15 protein-coding genes and 2 pseudogenes are annotated in these 14525 nt (G+C 43.9%); 2 read left to right on the forward strand and 15 right to left on the reverse strand.

Annotation, left to right across the window (positions count from 1 at the left end; genetic code table 11):
* Positions 1 to 188: 188 nt before the first annotated feature.
* Positions 189 to 356: an IS66 family insertion sequence element accessory protein TnpB gene (gene tnpB, locus KQX66_RS38210; RefSeq protein ID WP_368858149.1), complete on the reverse strand. Its 168-nt coding sequence runs from the start codon at positions 354 to 356 to the stop codon at positions 189 to 191.
* Positions 302 to 688: an IS66 family insertion sequence element accessory protein TnpA gene (gene tnpA, locus KQX66_RS22290; RefSeq protein WP_438804205.1), complete on the reverse strand. Its 387-nt coding sequence runs from the start codon at positions 686 to 688 to the stop codon at positions 302 to 304. Before tnpA ends, tnpB begins: the two co-directional genes overlap by 55 nt.
* 391 nt (positions 689 to 1079) lie before the next feature.
* Between tnpA and KQX66_RS38215 the strand changes: the two genes are divergently transcribed.
* Positions 1080 to 1481, forward strand: coding sequence for a TniQ family protein (locus KQX66_RS38215; protein ID WP_216795007.1), 402 nt, complete (start codon positions 1080 to 1082; stop codon positions 1479 to 1481).
* Between the two features lie 376 nt (positions 1482 to 1857).
* Here KQX66_RS38215 and KQX66_RS38220 read toward each other — a convergent pair whose 3' ends face one another.
* From KQX66_RS38220 to KQX66_RS37495, 11 genes and pseudogenes are all read right to left on the reverse strand, one after another.
* Entirely contained in the window at positions 1858 to 2109 is a 252-nt protein-coding gene (locus KQX66_RS38220) for an alpha-L-rhamnosidase C-terminal domain-containing protein (RefSeq protein ID WP_216795008.1), read from the reverse strand.
* Entirely contained in the window at positions 2106 to 3458 is a 1353-nt protein-coding gene (gene dsdA / locus KQX66_RS22305; RefSeq protein WP_216795009.1) for a D-serine ammonia-lyase, read from the reverse strand. The genes KQX66_RS38220 and dsdA overlap by 4 nt, the downstream gene beginning before the upstream one ends.
* Before the next feature lie 622 nt (positions 3459 to 4080).
* Positions 4081 to 4589: pseudogene (locus KQX66_RS22310) on the reverse strand (methylmalonyl-CoA mutase family protein); the annotation flags it as partial.
* Between the two features lie 7 nt (positions 4590 to 4596).
* A pseudogene (locus KQX66_RS22315) lies at positions 4597 to 5007 on the reverse strand (Glu/Leu/Phe/Val dehydrogenase dimerization domain-containing protein); the annotation flags it as partial.
* A gap of 82 nt (positions 5008 to 5089) precedes the next feature.
* Positions 5090 to 5467, reverse strand: a complete 378-nt coding sequence (locus KQX66_RS22320; RefSeq protein ID WP_216795010.1) for a hypothetical protein — start codon at positions 5465 to 5467, stop codon at positions 5090 to 5092.
* Between the two features lie 157 nt (positions 5468 to 5624).
* Positions 5625 to 5906 (reverse strand): hypothetical protein, encoded by a 282-nt coding sequence (locus tag KQX66_RS22325; protein WP_216795011.1) that lies wholly within the window; start codon positions 5904 to 5906, stop codon positions 5625 to 5627.
* Between the two features lie 257 nt (positions 5907 to 6163).
* The gene (gene menC, locus KQX66_RS22330) at positions 6164 to 7273 is read right to left on the reverse strand and encodes an o-succinylbenzoate synthase (RefSeq protein WP_216795012.1); all 1110 of its coding nucleotides are present in this window, start codon (positions 7271 to 7273) and stop codon (positions 6164 to 6166) included.
* Positions 7274 to 7294: 21 nt separating this feature from the next.
* Entirely contained in the window at positions 7295 to 8140 is an 846-nt protein-coding gene (locus KQX66_RS22335) for a GNAT family N-acetyltransferase (protein ID WP_253957350.1), read from the reverse strand.
* 60 nt (positions 8141 to 8200) lie between these two features.
* Positions 8201 to 9049: a MurR/RpiR family transcriptional regulator gene (locus KQX66_RS22340; RefSeq protein ID WP_216795014.1), complete on the reverse strand. Its 849-nt coding sequence runs from the start codon at positions 9047 to 9049 to the stop codon at positions 8201 to 8203.
* Between the two features lie 32 nt (positions 9050 to 9081).
* Positions 9082 to 10230 (reverse strand): M20 peptidase aminoacylase family protein, encoded by a 1149-nt coding sequence (locus tag KQX66_RS22345; RefSeq protein ID WP_281939501.1) that lies wholly within the window; start codon positions 10228 to 10230, stop codon positions 9082 to 9084.
* Between the two features lie 820 nt (positions 10231 to 11050).
* Complete coding sequence (locus KQX66_RS37495) at positions 11051 to 11209, reverse strand: hypothetical protein (protein WP_253957351.1); 159 nt, start codon at positions 11207 to 11209, stop codon at positions 11051 to 11053.
* Between KQX66_RS37495 and KQX66_RS37500 the strand changes: the two genes are divergently transcribed.
* Entirely contained in the window at positions 11199 to 11348 is a 150-nt protein-coding gene (locus tag KQX66_RS37500) for a hypothetical protein (protein ID WP_308647260.1), read from the forward strand. The two genes, KQX66_RS37495 and KQX66_RS37500, sit on opposite strands and share 11 nt — an antisense overlap.
* A gap of 4 nt (positions 11349 to 11352) precedes the next feature.
* Here the strand turns inward: KQX66_RS37500 and KQX66_RS38110 are convergent, their stop codons facing one another.
* Positions 11353 to 12348, reverse strand: a complete 996-nt coding sequence (locus KQX66_RS38110) for a sigma-54 interaction domain-containing protein (protein WP_308647261.1) — start codon at positions 12346 to 12348, stop codon at positions 11353 to 11355.
* 501 nt (positions 12349 to 12849) lie between these two features.
* Positions 12850 to 14490, reverse strand: a complete 1641-nt coding sequence (locus KQX66_RS22360) for an ABC transporter substrate-binding protein (protein WP_216795016.1) — start codon at positions 14488 to 14490, stop codon at positions 12850 to 12852.
* Positions 14491 to 14525: the final 35 nt, after the last annotated feature.

A 14525-nucleotide genomic window follows, 5' to 3' on the forward strand; every position in this document is an offset into this window, starting at 1 on the left:
GAGCTGTTATTAAGTTGCTTAATTCATAATAAAGTCGTTTAAATATATTAAATTTGTTTAATTTTTCGCCCCCGGCCGCTAAACTAACTGGCGAATAGTTGAAGTAGTTATTAGTGACCAGTGAAAATAAAGTTTTAGACTGAGAAGCCTGATTTAACGGGCTATATGGGATTGAGAATCGTCGACCTTCAAAATTTAAGACGACGGTAAAAAAGCCAGAAGCCGTTGACCTCCCAAAAGAGTAGCTTGAGCTTGTTACGCTCGCGATTGCAAAACACGAACAAGCTCGGAGAGAATGGATTCAGGCCATAATCTTCTTGGACGAGCGCAGCGAGTCCATCGATTGATTTACGCAAGTCCGTGGCGCCGAAAGCCAGATAGACAGGGTGTGCGTTTGAAAACGTAAGCATGATGAGGTTAAGGCTTCTACCACTTCACGTAGCAACTGCCGGTCAAATCCTTTTTGGAGGGTGATGCTGGCAGGCCCGACATGAATAACAAGCGAAGAAGAGGCAAGAGGAGCGGCGAGCTCCGTGACGGTAACCGGAATAAAGCGGGCCGAAGAAACGATGTCTGACGAGGCGATTTTTTTGAGTTTCCGTGTCCAATATTTCAATTGTTCCAAATTGACTTGATTGGTACTGCACCATGTTACCATAGTGAGTCCGCTGGCCTTATAAACTTCAATGCGTTTCTAAATATGTGCAGAAACCCAAAGAACTTAGCTGTTTTTGGCTTGAACAAGGAAAACACAGTATTTTACGTTTAGGCTGATAAAAGTATTAATGGAAGATCATCCAGTAGGCTGTACTCCAATTTTTGTTCCTTTAGCCTGAGTTATAATTATGGATATTTATGTTAATAATGAAAAAATGATAATTTGAATTAAAGTTATTTTATTACGTTTTCTAATTGAATGGAGTTACAATATTGATTCTTCCAAAACGACCTATTCCCTTTTTCGATGAAAGCCTCTCGGGTTACATTTTTCGACTGGCATCCGCTAATCATTTCGAGAATCCACTTCCCATGTTCCAACTTTCTGGATTAACAATGCCGGGATATTTAAGCAGAATAGCTTGTACAACGATATTGAGGCCACTCAAAGCCTTGAAAGACTAAGTATTTTGTGCAATTATTCTAGCGACTCTTTACGGAATTTAACGTTTTGTGAATCAGAAGGTAGGTTTGTAATTTACGGAAATGAGACTATACCTGAGAATGCTATACATAATCTTAAATCAAAAGTCTGTCCAATGTGCTTAAGTGAAAGTCCTATGTATAGCAGAAAAGTCTGGGAACTTGCCTTTTATACTGCTTGCGAAAGACATTTAATTTCTCTAATAGATAGTTGCCCTTCTTGCAAAAAAACGATATCTTGGCAGGGCAGGAATATAATTGACTTTTGTAAGTGCGGGTTTGATTTTAAAAAGGTTGCACATATTTACAAACTGGCCCCTAAACTATTACGAATTCCTTAAAAACTACGAAACCAATGAAACTGATAATAAAACTGGACTAAGAAAGTCATTTGGTTACTTTTACTATAATTTGCATAGGAGCTTTCTTTCTTCTAATTTTAATTTTTTGCGCGAAGAATTTGAAAACTTTGTAGGTAACTCATTTAATGTGTAATACCGGTATCATCATCAAAATGAAGTATGGTTCCAATTCAAGGTCAAAAAGTATTACTTCTCCTTGTTCATTATTTAACATATTGTCGTTACCTCCTGGAATCATCCTTCTATTGAATAAGGATAGGGTTTCCAATCGGGGGTTTTTTATCCAAAATTTCACTTTAATAATCAAAACAGTAACTTCCGGAACCTATGCGAATGATCAATCCATCATCGCCTTCTACGAGGAATGCAAACCTTCCATGCTCATGATGGGATTTCTACTTTCCGATACTTGTTTGGCTGGTACGGGCGGGAGGATGATTTCAGCTGTCGTATTGGCTGGAATCGCGACGGCTAATTGAACGCGAGCATGATCCAGTTTCTTCCACCCTGCTCGAATCTCCCCGTGCATCGTCTGAAGCGTGGCTTCTGCATATGAGAGCTGCTCCCCGATATGCTTTGAATAGCTCAATAAAATATTGACACTCACGATTTGGCCATGGAATAGTAGGATGCCATGATATCTTCAGGAACCATACTACCTCCGGTTGCCCAAATGATGTGTGTGGCATTCATTAGTTTTTTTCGCAAGTCATGCTTTTCCACATAATTGTGCCCGGCTTCGCTCTTGAATAATTGAATGGCGCCATAAGCACCCGCCAATGCCGAAGGCTCTAGGTGAATGTTTTCCGTATCGACTAGCGCACGTAACAGTTCAACCAACTGATCGTCACTCACTGTATAAATTCCACTCAATAAACCTTCGACGGTTTTTCCAACAAAACCGGACGGCCTTCCCACTGCTAGTCCGTCAGCAATTGTAATGTTGTCTATCCCAAAATCTTGTACAGAAATTTTATTGTGCATACCCGTCATTAAACCAAGCAGCATACATGGTGAATGGGTAGGCTCACCGAAAAAGCAATGTACTTGATCCTTATAAAGCAACTTTAAGCCAAAAGCTACGCCGCCCGGTCCCCCACCTACTCCACATGGGAGATATACAAACAGCGGATGGTCTTCATCTACAATGACCTTCCTGTCTTCCAGTTGTTTCTTTAATCGGGGGGCGGCTACCGAATACCCCAAAAATAAATCTTGGGAATTTTCATCATCAATGAAATAACAAGTAGGGTCTTGCTCCGATTGTTTACGTCCTTCTTCTACGGCCTTGCTGTAATCCGATGCATATTCAACGACAACCACGCCTTTTTTTCTAAGCAAATCTTTTTTCCACTGCTTTGCATCCGCAGACATATGCACAGTTACATGGAACCCGATTTCGGCACTAATAATTCCAATGCTCATCCCTAAATTACCCGTTGATCCTACGGCGATAGAATATTGTGAAAAGAAATCCTTGAAAGCTTGGTCAGCCAGGATAGAGTAATCCTCTTCAACGGTAAGCATGTTATGATGGATGGCTAAATCCTCAGCATACTTCAATACTTCATAAATGCCGCCTCTTGCTTTTATAGATCCTGAAATGGGCAGATGACTATCGCATTTGAGCCATAATTGCCCAAGAATTTTTTGACCGTACCTGTCCTCCACATCTTGTTGCATAGCTGGAATTTGCACGAGAGGAGACTCAATGATCCCATTCATTTGTCTTGTTTCAGGAAAAGCTTTGGCCAGATAAGGAGCAAACCGTTGTAGCCTCTGCTCCGCATCCTGTACATGTTTTTCTTCCAAGGGAAGCTCACCAGCACATTGTTCAAATGGTCGATAATGTGGATTGTTCCAAAATACTTCCTCGGTGGAAATCAATTGCGTTATCAAAGGAAATTCCTCTATCCATCGTTCCAACGATTTCCCCAGAATATTGTTGTTGTACATGACTTATCCCTCGCTTCGCTTTCGATGTTTCTTCCTTTTCATTGTTTTAAACCATTAATGAGCAGATTTAAATAGCTAGCGGCCTTTATCATGTGCGTCCCGTACCAGCTGAAACTCTCTCCGTCAACCAATATTGTTTTGGCACCTGCTACATTTTTAACGAATGGCTTGTTGAATTTGATTGGCAGGATGGATGGAATACCTCGTTCTTCCTACGATCTGGTCGGAAAGCTGCGATTCATACAACGTTTCTGTGATCGATGGACATAACGAAATTATCAATTTGTGTGCCGTACACCAAAGATTCCCTTGTATGAGGTTACAACTTCATATTTTTCATTTGATGAAGTTATTTTGTCATTCTTACCATTTATAGCATAACCATTACCACAAAACAAGCTACATATTTCGACGATATTGTCCCCCTACTTCATATAAAGCGGTGGTAATCTGTCCAAGGGAATTTACTTTAACGGCTTCCATCAGTTCTTCGAAAATGTTGCCATCTTGAAGGGCAACCTGTTTCAGGCGTTCAAGCGCTATAGGGCCTTGCACTTCGTGCTTCGACCAGAAAGCTTGAAGATTATCGATCTGGGTTCGCTTTTCTTCTTCCGTCGAACGTGCTAATGGGATTGGCTCCCGCTTCGGCAATATGATAGCCGCTGATACTGACGGAATAGTAGTTGCGCACCTTCTGATCAATGAAATACTGCTGGATATCCCCCATCATTTTTAGCGCAAATTCGGTAGAGAAAATGCATGTGTTTTGCCCTTGGTCCTCTTTGAGAATATCCGCTTGAACCGTGCCGCGCACCGTTTGCAGCGTATACGCTTTGATGCTCTCGTATTCTTCTTGACGTGGTTGTCTTCCGTTCTTCCCGACGAATTTTTCGACCTGCTGATGAATGGCAGTATTCATAAACATCGCCAAGATTATCGGTGCCGGTCCATTGATGGTCATGGACACACTGTGGAAGGATGACACAGGTCAAAACCTTCATACAGCTTCTTCATGTCGTCCAATGTGCATATGCTCACACCGCTGTTGCCGATTTTCCCATAAATGTCGGGACGGTAATCAGGGTCTTGCCCATACAAGGTGACGCTGTCAAAGGCTGTAGACAATCGCTTGTTTAGCGGATTTACCTGCCACGTACTTCATTTCCTGTTGAATGATATCCATATCCTCGACCGTAGTGCCTACATCCTCAGCAGTAATGTAGCGTCCGTTCAGGTGTTGAATATATCGTCCGAATGCACGCAGCATTTCTACATTTTTATCTTTTTTCGGATCACCTATAATGACACTTTTTCCCCCACCGAAGTTAAGCGACGATACGGCGTTTTTATAGGTCATTCCTCTGGCCAACCGCAGAGCATCTTCAATTGCAGCGTCATCGGAAGCATAGTTCCACATTCTCGCTCCGCCCAGTGCCGGACCCAGTGTGGTATCGTGAATAGCGATGATCGCCTTTAATCCCGAACACTTATCCTGGCAGAACAAAACCTCTTCGTAATCGTCTTTCACCATAGATTGAAAAATTTCCATTTCGACCCTCCATTCTTTGAAATCGCTTTTTTTATATCCCTACCATGCTAAATCAGTTTTATGAGCGGACAACGAGATCTCCTCAAACGGTCATTTTTTCAACCACATAATAATGAACCGGATCCTCGCTGCGTAATAACCCGGTGACTACATATCCGTTTGCCAAAGCATGTTGAAATTGATCGCGCAGGATAAATCGCCATTCTTTCGCCAAATCTAACTGATCTCGTTTCATATCATGAAGATAGCGTGGCACCGGAATGATATACTCGTTCTCATTCCCAAGCACTTGGCCAAGAACAGGGCGGGCAAAGCTCCCTGATTGCAACCACTTCACCAGTGACGGATAGCTTTGCCATCTTTCACTGGTAATGGATTTACCTGCTGCGGCATCAACTGCTCGCACAGATTCCAGTTCCCACTCGACCAAAAAGCGGTCTGACGGCAATCCTTTATTCACTTCGTCAGCCAAATCTCCGTAAAAAGCAGGTAGGTACGTCCGTATCGTACCGCCTAATTTGCATAGATTGAGATATGCATTTCGCGTCTCCAACGGGTCGAACGTCCAGATGATTTTTTTATAGCCGTAATCAATTGCCCAATGCGCTGTTTTTGTTTTAGCTGATAACCGAGCCTAGATCGCGATATTCGGGATCTATCGCCATCATGTGAGAACATAGCGAGACTTCACCGTTCTTAATCCCGGCAAACCCATAGCAAAAACCAACCAATTGGTCTTGATCGTACGCTCCAATGACGACCCCGCCATTGTGAATTGCCGCTACAAGCTGCGCAAGCGGCGTTGTAGCCTTGTTTCCCCAAACTTGACGTTGCAACTCTTCGACATCTGACATGTGCGCTGGTTCGGTTACTATTGCAAAATGAAGAACAGGTTTCATTCTCTCACTCCTGCTATTTGGCCGGCTCCATGTCAAGCCGCGGCGCCGCAGTTTAATAGATCGATTTTGAGAGCTTACACAAAATTCTTGACAGACTCGTAGATTTTGTTTTCAATATCTTTCCCCCTCATAAATAGGTTCTCATAATCATTTTCTGATTTCCTAAAGCAGCCACTGATGGAGAAAAATTATTACTTATAAGTCCGTCACATAATAACTTCCTCCTTCGTACTGTGAGCGACTGGATATCGTCCCTCTTAAGCCCGATAATATTTGCTGTACAGCGTGCGCTCTGCAATCCGTTCGCGATTGGGTTCATAGCCGATCCCAGGCGTGGTTGGCACCGTAATAACGCCGCTTTCCACGGTTACCTCCGGATCAATGATATCCTGTGACCAATAGTTTGAGGAAGCTGCCGTATCTCCTGGCATTATGAAGTTGGGCAATGTAGTGATCGCAATGTTATGCGCTCTGCCTATTCCCGCCTCCAGCATGCCACCGCACCATACCGGGATTTGATGTTCTGCACACAAGTCGTGAATTTTTTTAGCTTCCGTCAATCCCCCTACTCTGCCGATTTTAATGTTGATTACCTTGCAGCTGCCCAGCTGGATCGCTTTTCGCACATCGTCTACAGAATGAATACTCTCATCTAGGCAAATAGGTGTTTTCAGTCTCGCCTGCAGCACTGCGTGGTCAATGATATCATCATGAGCAATTGGCTGTTCAATCATCATCAAGTTGAACTCATCCAGAGCAGCCAAGTGTTCCAAGTCCTGCAGCGTATAGGCACTATTGGCATCAGCCATTAACTGAATATCCGGAAAATGTCTTCTGATTTCCCGGATGACGTCGACATCCCATCCAGGCTGTATTTTCACCTTGATCCTTTTATAGCCTTTCGTTACGTTTTCATCTACCAACCGCAGCAATTGCCCAACGGAATCCTGAATTCCTATGCTTATACCGACATCGATTTTCTCCTTTATGCCTCCCAATGCTTTGGCAAGTGAAATGCCCTGTTCTTTGGCGTATAGATCCCACATCGCCCCTTCCAGGGCAGATTTGGCCATGTAATTGCCCCGGATATGCTTGAAGCGTTCCGTCACTTCATCCGGATGCTCGATTTCCTTCTGAAACAAGAGCGGAATTAAAAAATCCTCCATCACATGCCAGTTCGTTTTTACTGTTTCTTCTTTATACAGAGGGTTAATACTGGCTACGGACTCTGCCCAACCGGATATCCCTTGTTTGGATTTGATCTCAACCAGTATAAAGTCTTTATCTAGTTCCTTGCCTAAACTCGTTGTAAACGGTTGCAACAATTTCATTTTCAAATGTCGCAGTACAATGTGCTCGATCTCCATGTCAAATTCCTCCACCTATCTTTACTTGTTCTTTTCCATCACATAATAATGAACGCTGCTGGTTTTTTCGTGCTCCGCTACTTCATTCTTAATAAAACCAACCACTTGCCATCCTTGTTGAAAATAATGAGTGAACACAGAACGTGTGGCCATTCGCCACGATAATGCCAACGATAAATCGTGCCCCTTGATATTTTGATAGAAAGCAGGAACCGGTACAAGAAGTCTTACGTCTTTGGTAGTCAAGCTTGTAATCGTCTCCACCGGAACAGGATATCCTTGATCATTGATGTTCACCTTAATTACGGTTGAGCAATCCGTAACGGTAACCTGTGCTCCGCCATTATGTCCTAAGGTTTCAGCGACATGATCGCTAATAATCCACCACTCCGCGAGCAACCGGTCAGATGGAATTCCTGCATTGAGGCTATCCGGCATTTCTCCGTAACAGTTCTCGATGTATTGAGAGCATATGGCCCCTAGCTTCTTAATGTTTAGATTCGCGTTGACAGTTTCCAGCGGGTCATACGTCCAGGTAATCAGGTCATAGCCTTTTTTTATAGCTTCATCTCGCTGTGCACGTTTCAGCATCTCCCCAATCCCGCATTTTCGATAGTCAGTATGTATGCCAAGCGTGTGTGAGCATAGATAGGCTTTCTTTCCGTCGAATCCAGCAAAACTGTACTGAAATCCGACGAGCTTATCCTCGTCATAGGCTCCGAGCACTATTCCTCCATTTTTTACTGCCGTTATGGTTTGATGAATCGGAAGGGGATGATCTGCTTCCCAGACCATTCCCTCCAATTCCTGCACCAAGGTCAATTCCTCGAAGGAATGTAAAAGTCGTACAGAAATGTGCGTCTCCAACTTATTATTCCCCAACATGTCAATCCCCTTTCTTGACATTTTGACAAAAATAGAAATGAGTTATTCGATAAAAACTTCATAGCTTGAGTACATTTGCTCCAATTTTTGCTGTCTCGTTTGTATTCTCGCTTTGTCTTTGTGATTGATCCCCTCAATAATCAGAAAAAGAAAACTGAAGACGGTGGCAATGGAGTTGGGATCCACATTTGTTGGCAGCGTGATATCGGAAATACGCCCTACAGGCGAAAGTATGCGGTCAGTCACGGAAATCAATGGGATACCTTGTTCCTTTGCGCATACAGCGACGCGCAAGGCATCCTTGCTATAACGCGGGAAAGACAGGACAAGGACCACGGATTTCTCTGTGAGGTTGCATACCTTCTGATAAAATTCCCCCGTCTGATGACAAACCGTGACGTTTTCCCGAAGCATGCCAAGCGTGTAAGAAAACCAATAGGCCGGAGCATAAGACGAACCAAACCCGGCGATCAGGATTTGATCAGCGTTGATCAAACGGTCAATTACTTTATCCATTTCTTCTGTCTTTAATTGCTCAATCATCTGTCTTAAATACAAGATCTCATTTTCGATAACCTCAGCGTATGGACTGATCTCTCTGTCTGCCTGTTCAAAGTGTACCGAACTGTTAATGTCGGATAATATAGGAGACTGATGATTGTTTACAAATAATTGTCGTTGGATTTTTTCCTGCATATCTGTGAATCCGCTAAAACCGAGCGCATACGATAACCGAATGACAGTTGTTTCGCTTACTTCCACTTTACGCCCGATCTGAGCAGCTTTGCTAAATACAGCTTCCTCCGGTTGTTGAACCAAGTACTCAGCTACTTTCTTCTGACCCGGTGATAATTCGTTAAACCTTTCTTTGACCAGTTGTTCAAACGACATATTCTCTATTAACAGCTCCTGTAAGTTAAAGTTTATGCTTGGGCAGCTTCCAACACTGCACTTGATAAAATTTGTGTGCCGTACACCAAAGCATCCAATACAAACGACATGTGGGGATGGTGCAGGCCGGGCTTTAAATCGCAGCCGAGTCCAATCATCGTCGATACTAGACCGTTCTTTTCCAGAGGGTAGAAATGAAAATCCTCCCCTCCCTGCGTCATGCATTGATCCGCCATATTTTCAGGCCCAAGCACTTTGCTGATAGCTTTTTTCGCGAGATTTACCATCTGCTCATTTACTGTTGCTGCAGGTACGTAGCCGTCATACTTCCACTCCACGTTAGTACCCGTTAATGTGGCAACCGTGTGAAGAACATGAGCGGTTTTTTCTTTTAACTCGACCATTCCCTCATTGGTCTGGGCTCTCAGATCGAGCGTAAATTCAGCTCTCTCCGGTATGACATTGGAGGTTTCACCGCCTCCTTGCAATTGCGTGATTTTCACAGAAAACGGGCACCGTGCTTGCAGGCGAATTCCCTGTAATGCTTGAATGATCAAGGCTGCTGCTTCAAGAGGATTTTTACCATTTTCCGGACGAGCAGCGTGGGCTTGCAGACCCAATATCACTCCCCGAATGGACGTAGACGCCCCATGCACAATAACGGGAGCGGCTTTGCCATACGGCACTTCCATGCTTGGGCGCAAATGCACCCCTAAGAGCATCGTTACTCCATCCATGGCGCCGTCGCGGATCATTTGTAGCGCTCCCTCTCCTTTTTCCTCTGCGGGCTGAAATATAAAGCGAATCGTTTTATGAGGACGAATTTGACAGTCTTTGAGAGCCATTGCGGTGTGTAAGACCATTGTGCTGTGAGCATCATGACCACAAGAATGGTTGGCTTTCACTATCCCATCAACCTCTTGTACCAATGCATCCATATCAGCACGAAGAGCTACGACATCCGTTGTTTCCCCTTGAATCTCCGCTACAAGACCGTAGTGCCCCGCAAATGTCAGAACCGTAAAACCAGCCTGTTGCAAGCGTTCTTGCAAGTAGCGCGATGTTTTCTCTTCTTGCCAACTGGGCTCTGCCAAATCATGCAAATCGCGATAGGTTTGAATAATATACTCTCGCTGCTGATCGAAGTAATTATTCGATACTAAAGAACTCGTGATTAACACCTCCCTCGGTTATATTGAAGTTACAACTTCAATTTTTCTATTTGATGAAGTTATTTTATCATTTTTTATTCATTTATACCATAACCATCACCACAAAACAAGCTTATAATGAAAAAGGGAAAAGGTTCAGTCAAGCATCTTTATCATGACTGGCAAAACAATGAAAGATGCGAATGCAATCCAAAATATACACTTGGATACTAATTGTCGTACAGTCACAGCAGCTGGCATAGAAGCAAAAATTAAGATATTATTCCATTGCTCCTCCGTTACATCTTTCCACAAGTCAATTTCCCGATAGTGTCTACTTCCGCCAAGGTATGAACTTTTTTCTATAAAGCAATAATCGTGCCAATAATCGAATCGTTGAAAACATAGAAAAAAGAGGGTGAACAGCCCTCCTTTTTCTAACACAGTGCCAGATAATTTGACTAACACACAAATATGTCTTCTAGTATACTGGTTATTACTGAGCTCTGTTGAGAGGAAGACCCGTAATGTTTTCAGTGGGCTGAGCATGCAATTTTCCCTTGATATCTAAAGAAAGATGGGCAAAAAAATGAGGACCCTATGATCTGTAAACAGAATCTAGAGCAATAACTGAGTGGAATTATTAGACGAAGTGGAGGAGGAAGCGGTCATGGAACAAGGCATTGTCGTTCAAGGCATCGCTTATGATAAGAACATCGCAAAAATCAACATTCTAGGAGTGCCAGAGAAGCCGGATCAATTGGCGAAGGTGTTCACCGCACTGGCAAAGGAACAGATCAATGTGGACATCATCACGAAGGGCATGGTTTTTGACGGAGTAGCCGACTTTTCATTCACGACGGCGCTGATCGACTTCGACAAAGCGCTCACCGTCATCGACAGCATCCAGGCCGACCTTGGATACCGCCAAGCGACGCACGAGATAGAGTACTTCGGGTGTAGCCGCCAAAATTTTCGAGGTGATCTCATCGCAGGGCGTGTCGATCAAGCTTGTCAGCACGTCCGAGATCAAGATGTCTTTCGTCATCAAGTTGGAGCACCTCGCAGACGTCGCCCGCGCACTTAACACTGCTTACGGTCTCGGTACTTGCGATGTGTCCTTCGTCGGCGGCCTGCAAGGTTGGTAATAGATCAAATGTAATCGCTGGACGGTTCCACTTTGTTTTTCTGAATAAACACCCGTTGAATATTGTACTTGTCTAATTTGTATTGCAGCGCCTGCCTCCTCAAACCTAGCGCTTCAGCCGTCTTGCTTACATTGCCCTGGCATTTATCAAGCATAGTCATAATTGCATCCCGTTCCAGTTCTTCAAGCATTTTGGGCAAATCGATCTCTTGTGAGAAATCGGCCGGAGAGGCTAGGGATATTTCTTCTTTTTTCGTTTGAAAAACATAGGCCGGCAGATGATACTCCTGGATCAGATCTTGCCCGCCGTCCATCATATTAAAAGCCGATTCTATAGCATGTTCAAGTTCACGTATATTTCCAGACCAATGATTCTGCATCATTTTTTGCATAGCCGGATCACTAATCCCTTTCACATCCATGCCAAACAAATTATTAAAATGCTGGATAAAATGATTTGCTAATTCAGGGATATCTGATTTACGTTCTTGCAGTGAAGGCATAACTATCGTCACTACGTTTAAGCGATAAAACAGATCAGAACGAATAATACCACTTTGTAAAGCTTCACTCGGCATCATATTCATTGCTGTAATAATTCTTGCATCGACTTCTTGTTCAACATCGCCACCAACCCGACGAATCTTCCTATCTTGCAGCACTCGCAACAATTTGGACTGCAAAGAAATATCAAGACTATTCAATTCATCAAGAAATAACGTGCCCTCATCCGCTTGTTCAAAAAAACCAGGTCGATCCACCGCACCTGTAAAAGCTCCTTTTTGGGTTCCAAACAATAGCCCTTCCATTAAATCCTTCGGCACAGCTGCGCAATTAATCGCTATAAAAGCTTTATCGCGACGGATACTTGCATTGTGAATACTTTGGGCAATGAGCTCTTTTCCTGTTCCGGTTGCTCCGCAAATCATTATCGGCGACTGGGTTCGTGTGGCTTTTTTAGCTAATGATATTGCTTGCCTGAAGGTAGGGTCAGATCCAATTAGGTCATCAAAGTGATAGGTTGCAGTACCGACGGATAATTTTTTTTCCTGTTCGTCTCTATTAAATGTCGGCGCAAATCTACAATCTCATCATGCATATTCATGATCTTAGTGACATCTTTGGCTATTTCAACTGCACCTATGATTTTGTTTCCTTCATAAAGAGGATAGGTGCTGTTAATCGCCGTAATTTTTTTCCTTTAATGTTCACATAAGTTTGAATCGATTCGCTAGTTCCCTTTCCCTTCTCCAAAGCTAAATGCAGCGTACTGGACTCGTCAGTTAAAGAAGGAAAAACATTTAAGACCACATTGATTATATTCATATTAAAGGTGACGTACACCGGTGTTCTTGTGTCTCCCACACCCCTCATCTTGTACTTCCATCACCATCAACGGCATTTGCCGGACCAAGCCAGTCCACTTCATTCCCGGAAGCATATACAGATCAATATTTCGATTTTCATGGTAAAGCGAAATCCTTCGCCTAACTGCACGAATGTCATTCGTTCACCCACATATCCTGGATGTTCAAAGTCGCCAACGGGTTAGGTTTGACCCCTTGAATGCGATTGTTGATGACCTGGAACATCTTCGCAGAATACAGCGGAATCCAGTAAGCTTCATCAACTACAAGCTTCTGTATTGCTGCATAAGTTTTCTTTCTTTGCCCGCTATCCATTATTGTGGCGCCTTTTTCCAGCAGGCTGTCCAGCTTCTTATTGCTGATGCGGAAAAAATTCAAGCCGCCGATTTGATTGGAATTCAAGAGCAGATTCAAAATATCGGGGTCATTGCTTCCGTGATCAGTCGCCATCAAATCAAATGCGCCTTTTACTGCTTGCGCTGTGGCTGTGGCCATTTCATAGCTTTGAATTTTCAAATCGACACCAATTTCTTTCAGCATGCTTTGCACAAGTTGATTTCCTGGCTTTGGAGTGTCGATGATCATCATGAGGCTGAGCCCTTTTCCATCTTTTTCCCTGATTCCTCGCTCATTGGTCTTCCAACCGGCCTCCTCCAGCAATCTCATCGCTTCCTCTTTATTGTATTTGTAGCCGTATTGCTCCACTGCCGGGTCGTACCCAATCATTGTAGGCGGGATAGGTCCGTAGACAGGCACTCCTTCTCCCTTCAGGTCTGCGGCGATCAGCGCTTCCTTGTTGATCGCCAGATTAAGAGCTTTGCGTACGTTAATATCTTGCAAAATCTCATTTTCCAAATTCATTCCGATGAAGTTCTCAACTGGCTGCGTCCCTTCCACGACGGTGAATTTCTTATCATTCTTGTACTTCTTCACGTCTTTTGCAGGTACGTTCGCGATATCAATTGTTCCACTGTCAAGCGCAGCCATCAGAGTCTGATTGTCTTTGATAAACTTGATGACGAGCCGATCTGGCCGTACAGGGCCTTTGTTCTCCACAAACGGAGGCGCCCATTGATAGTCATCGTTTCGTTTCAGCGTAATGGATTCCCCCGTCTTCCAGCTCTCGAACTTCCACGGTCCCACTCCCACAGGATTTCGTCCATAATTATTTCCGTATTTCTTCACCGCCTCCATCGATAAAGGCTGATGGTATCCTCCATAGGACAAAGCACTAAGCAGCGGAGCAGAAGGCTGTTTCAATTGAAAAATTAGAGTAGAATCATCGGGTGCAGAAATGGACTGGATCAAAGCTAACTCTTGTCCGGTAAGCGGTGAAGCAGTTTTGGGGTCCATTGCCCGCTCCATGCTTTGCTTGATGGAAGATGCGGTCAGCGGTGTTCCATCATGAAACTTCACCCCCGGGCGAAGCTTGAACGTCCAGGTCTTTCCATCCTTGGAGATCGTGTACGATTCAGCCAGATTCGGCTTCAGCTCAAAGGTATATGGGTCCATAACCATCAAGGCTCCTCCCAGTAAACCGCCTACGAAGTTGCCGGCTGGAAGAGCTGTTTTTTGCGGATCTAACGTATCCGGCTCCGCTTGGTACCCGATTGTGATTGTTCCCCCTGTTTTTGGCGTCAGGCTGACATTCGTTTTTGACTGTTGATCGGCCGTTTCTACTGGTGGGGGTGCAGAAGTACATCCCACTGTAGAAATGGCGAGTAAACATACAAACAGCAAATACCCTATGTGCAAATCCAAGCGCTTTCGTAACACTACGGACCTCCTTTTTAGATGTAGCCATTTTAAGT

The organism is Paenibacillus oleatilyticus (genome assembly GCF_018998565.1).
GTDB classification, from domain to species: Bacteria; Bacillota; Bacilli; order Paenibacillales; family NBRC-103111; genus Paenibacillus_G; species Paenibacillus_G oleatilyticus.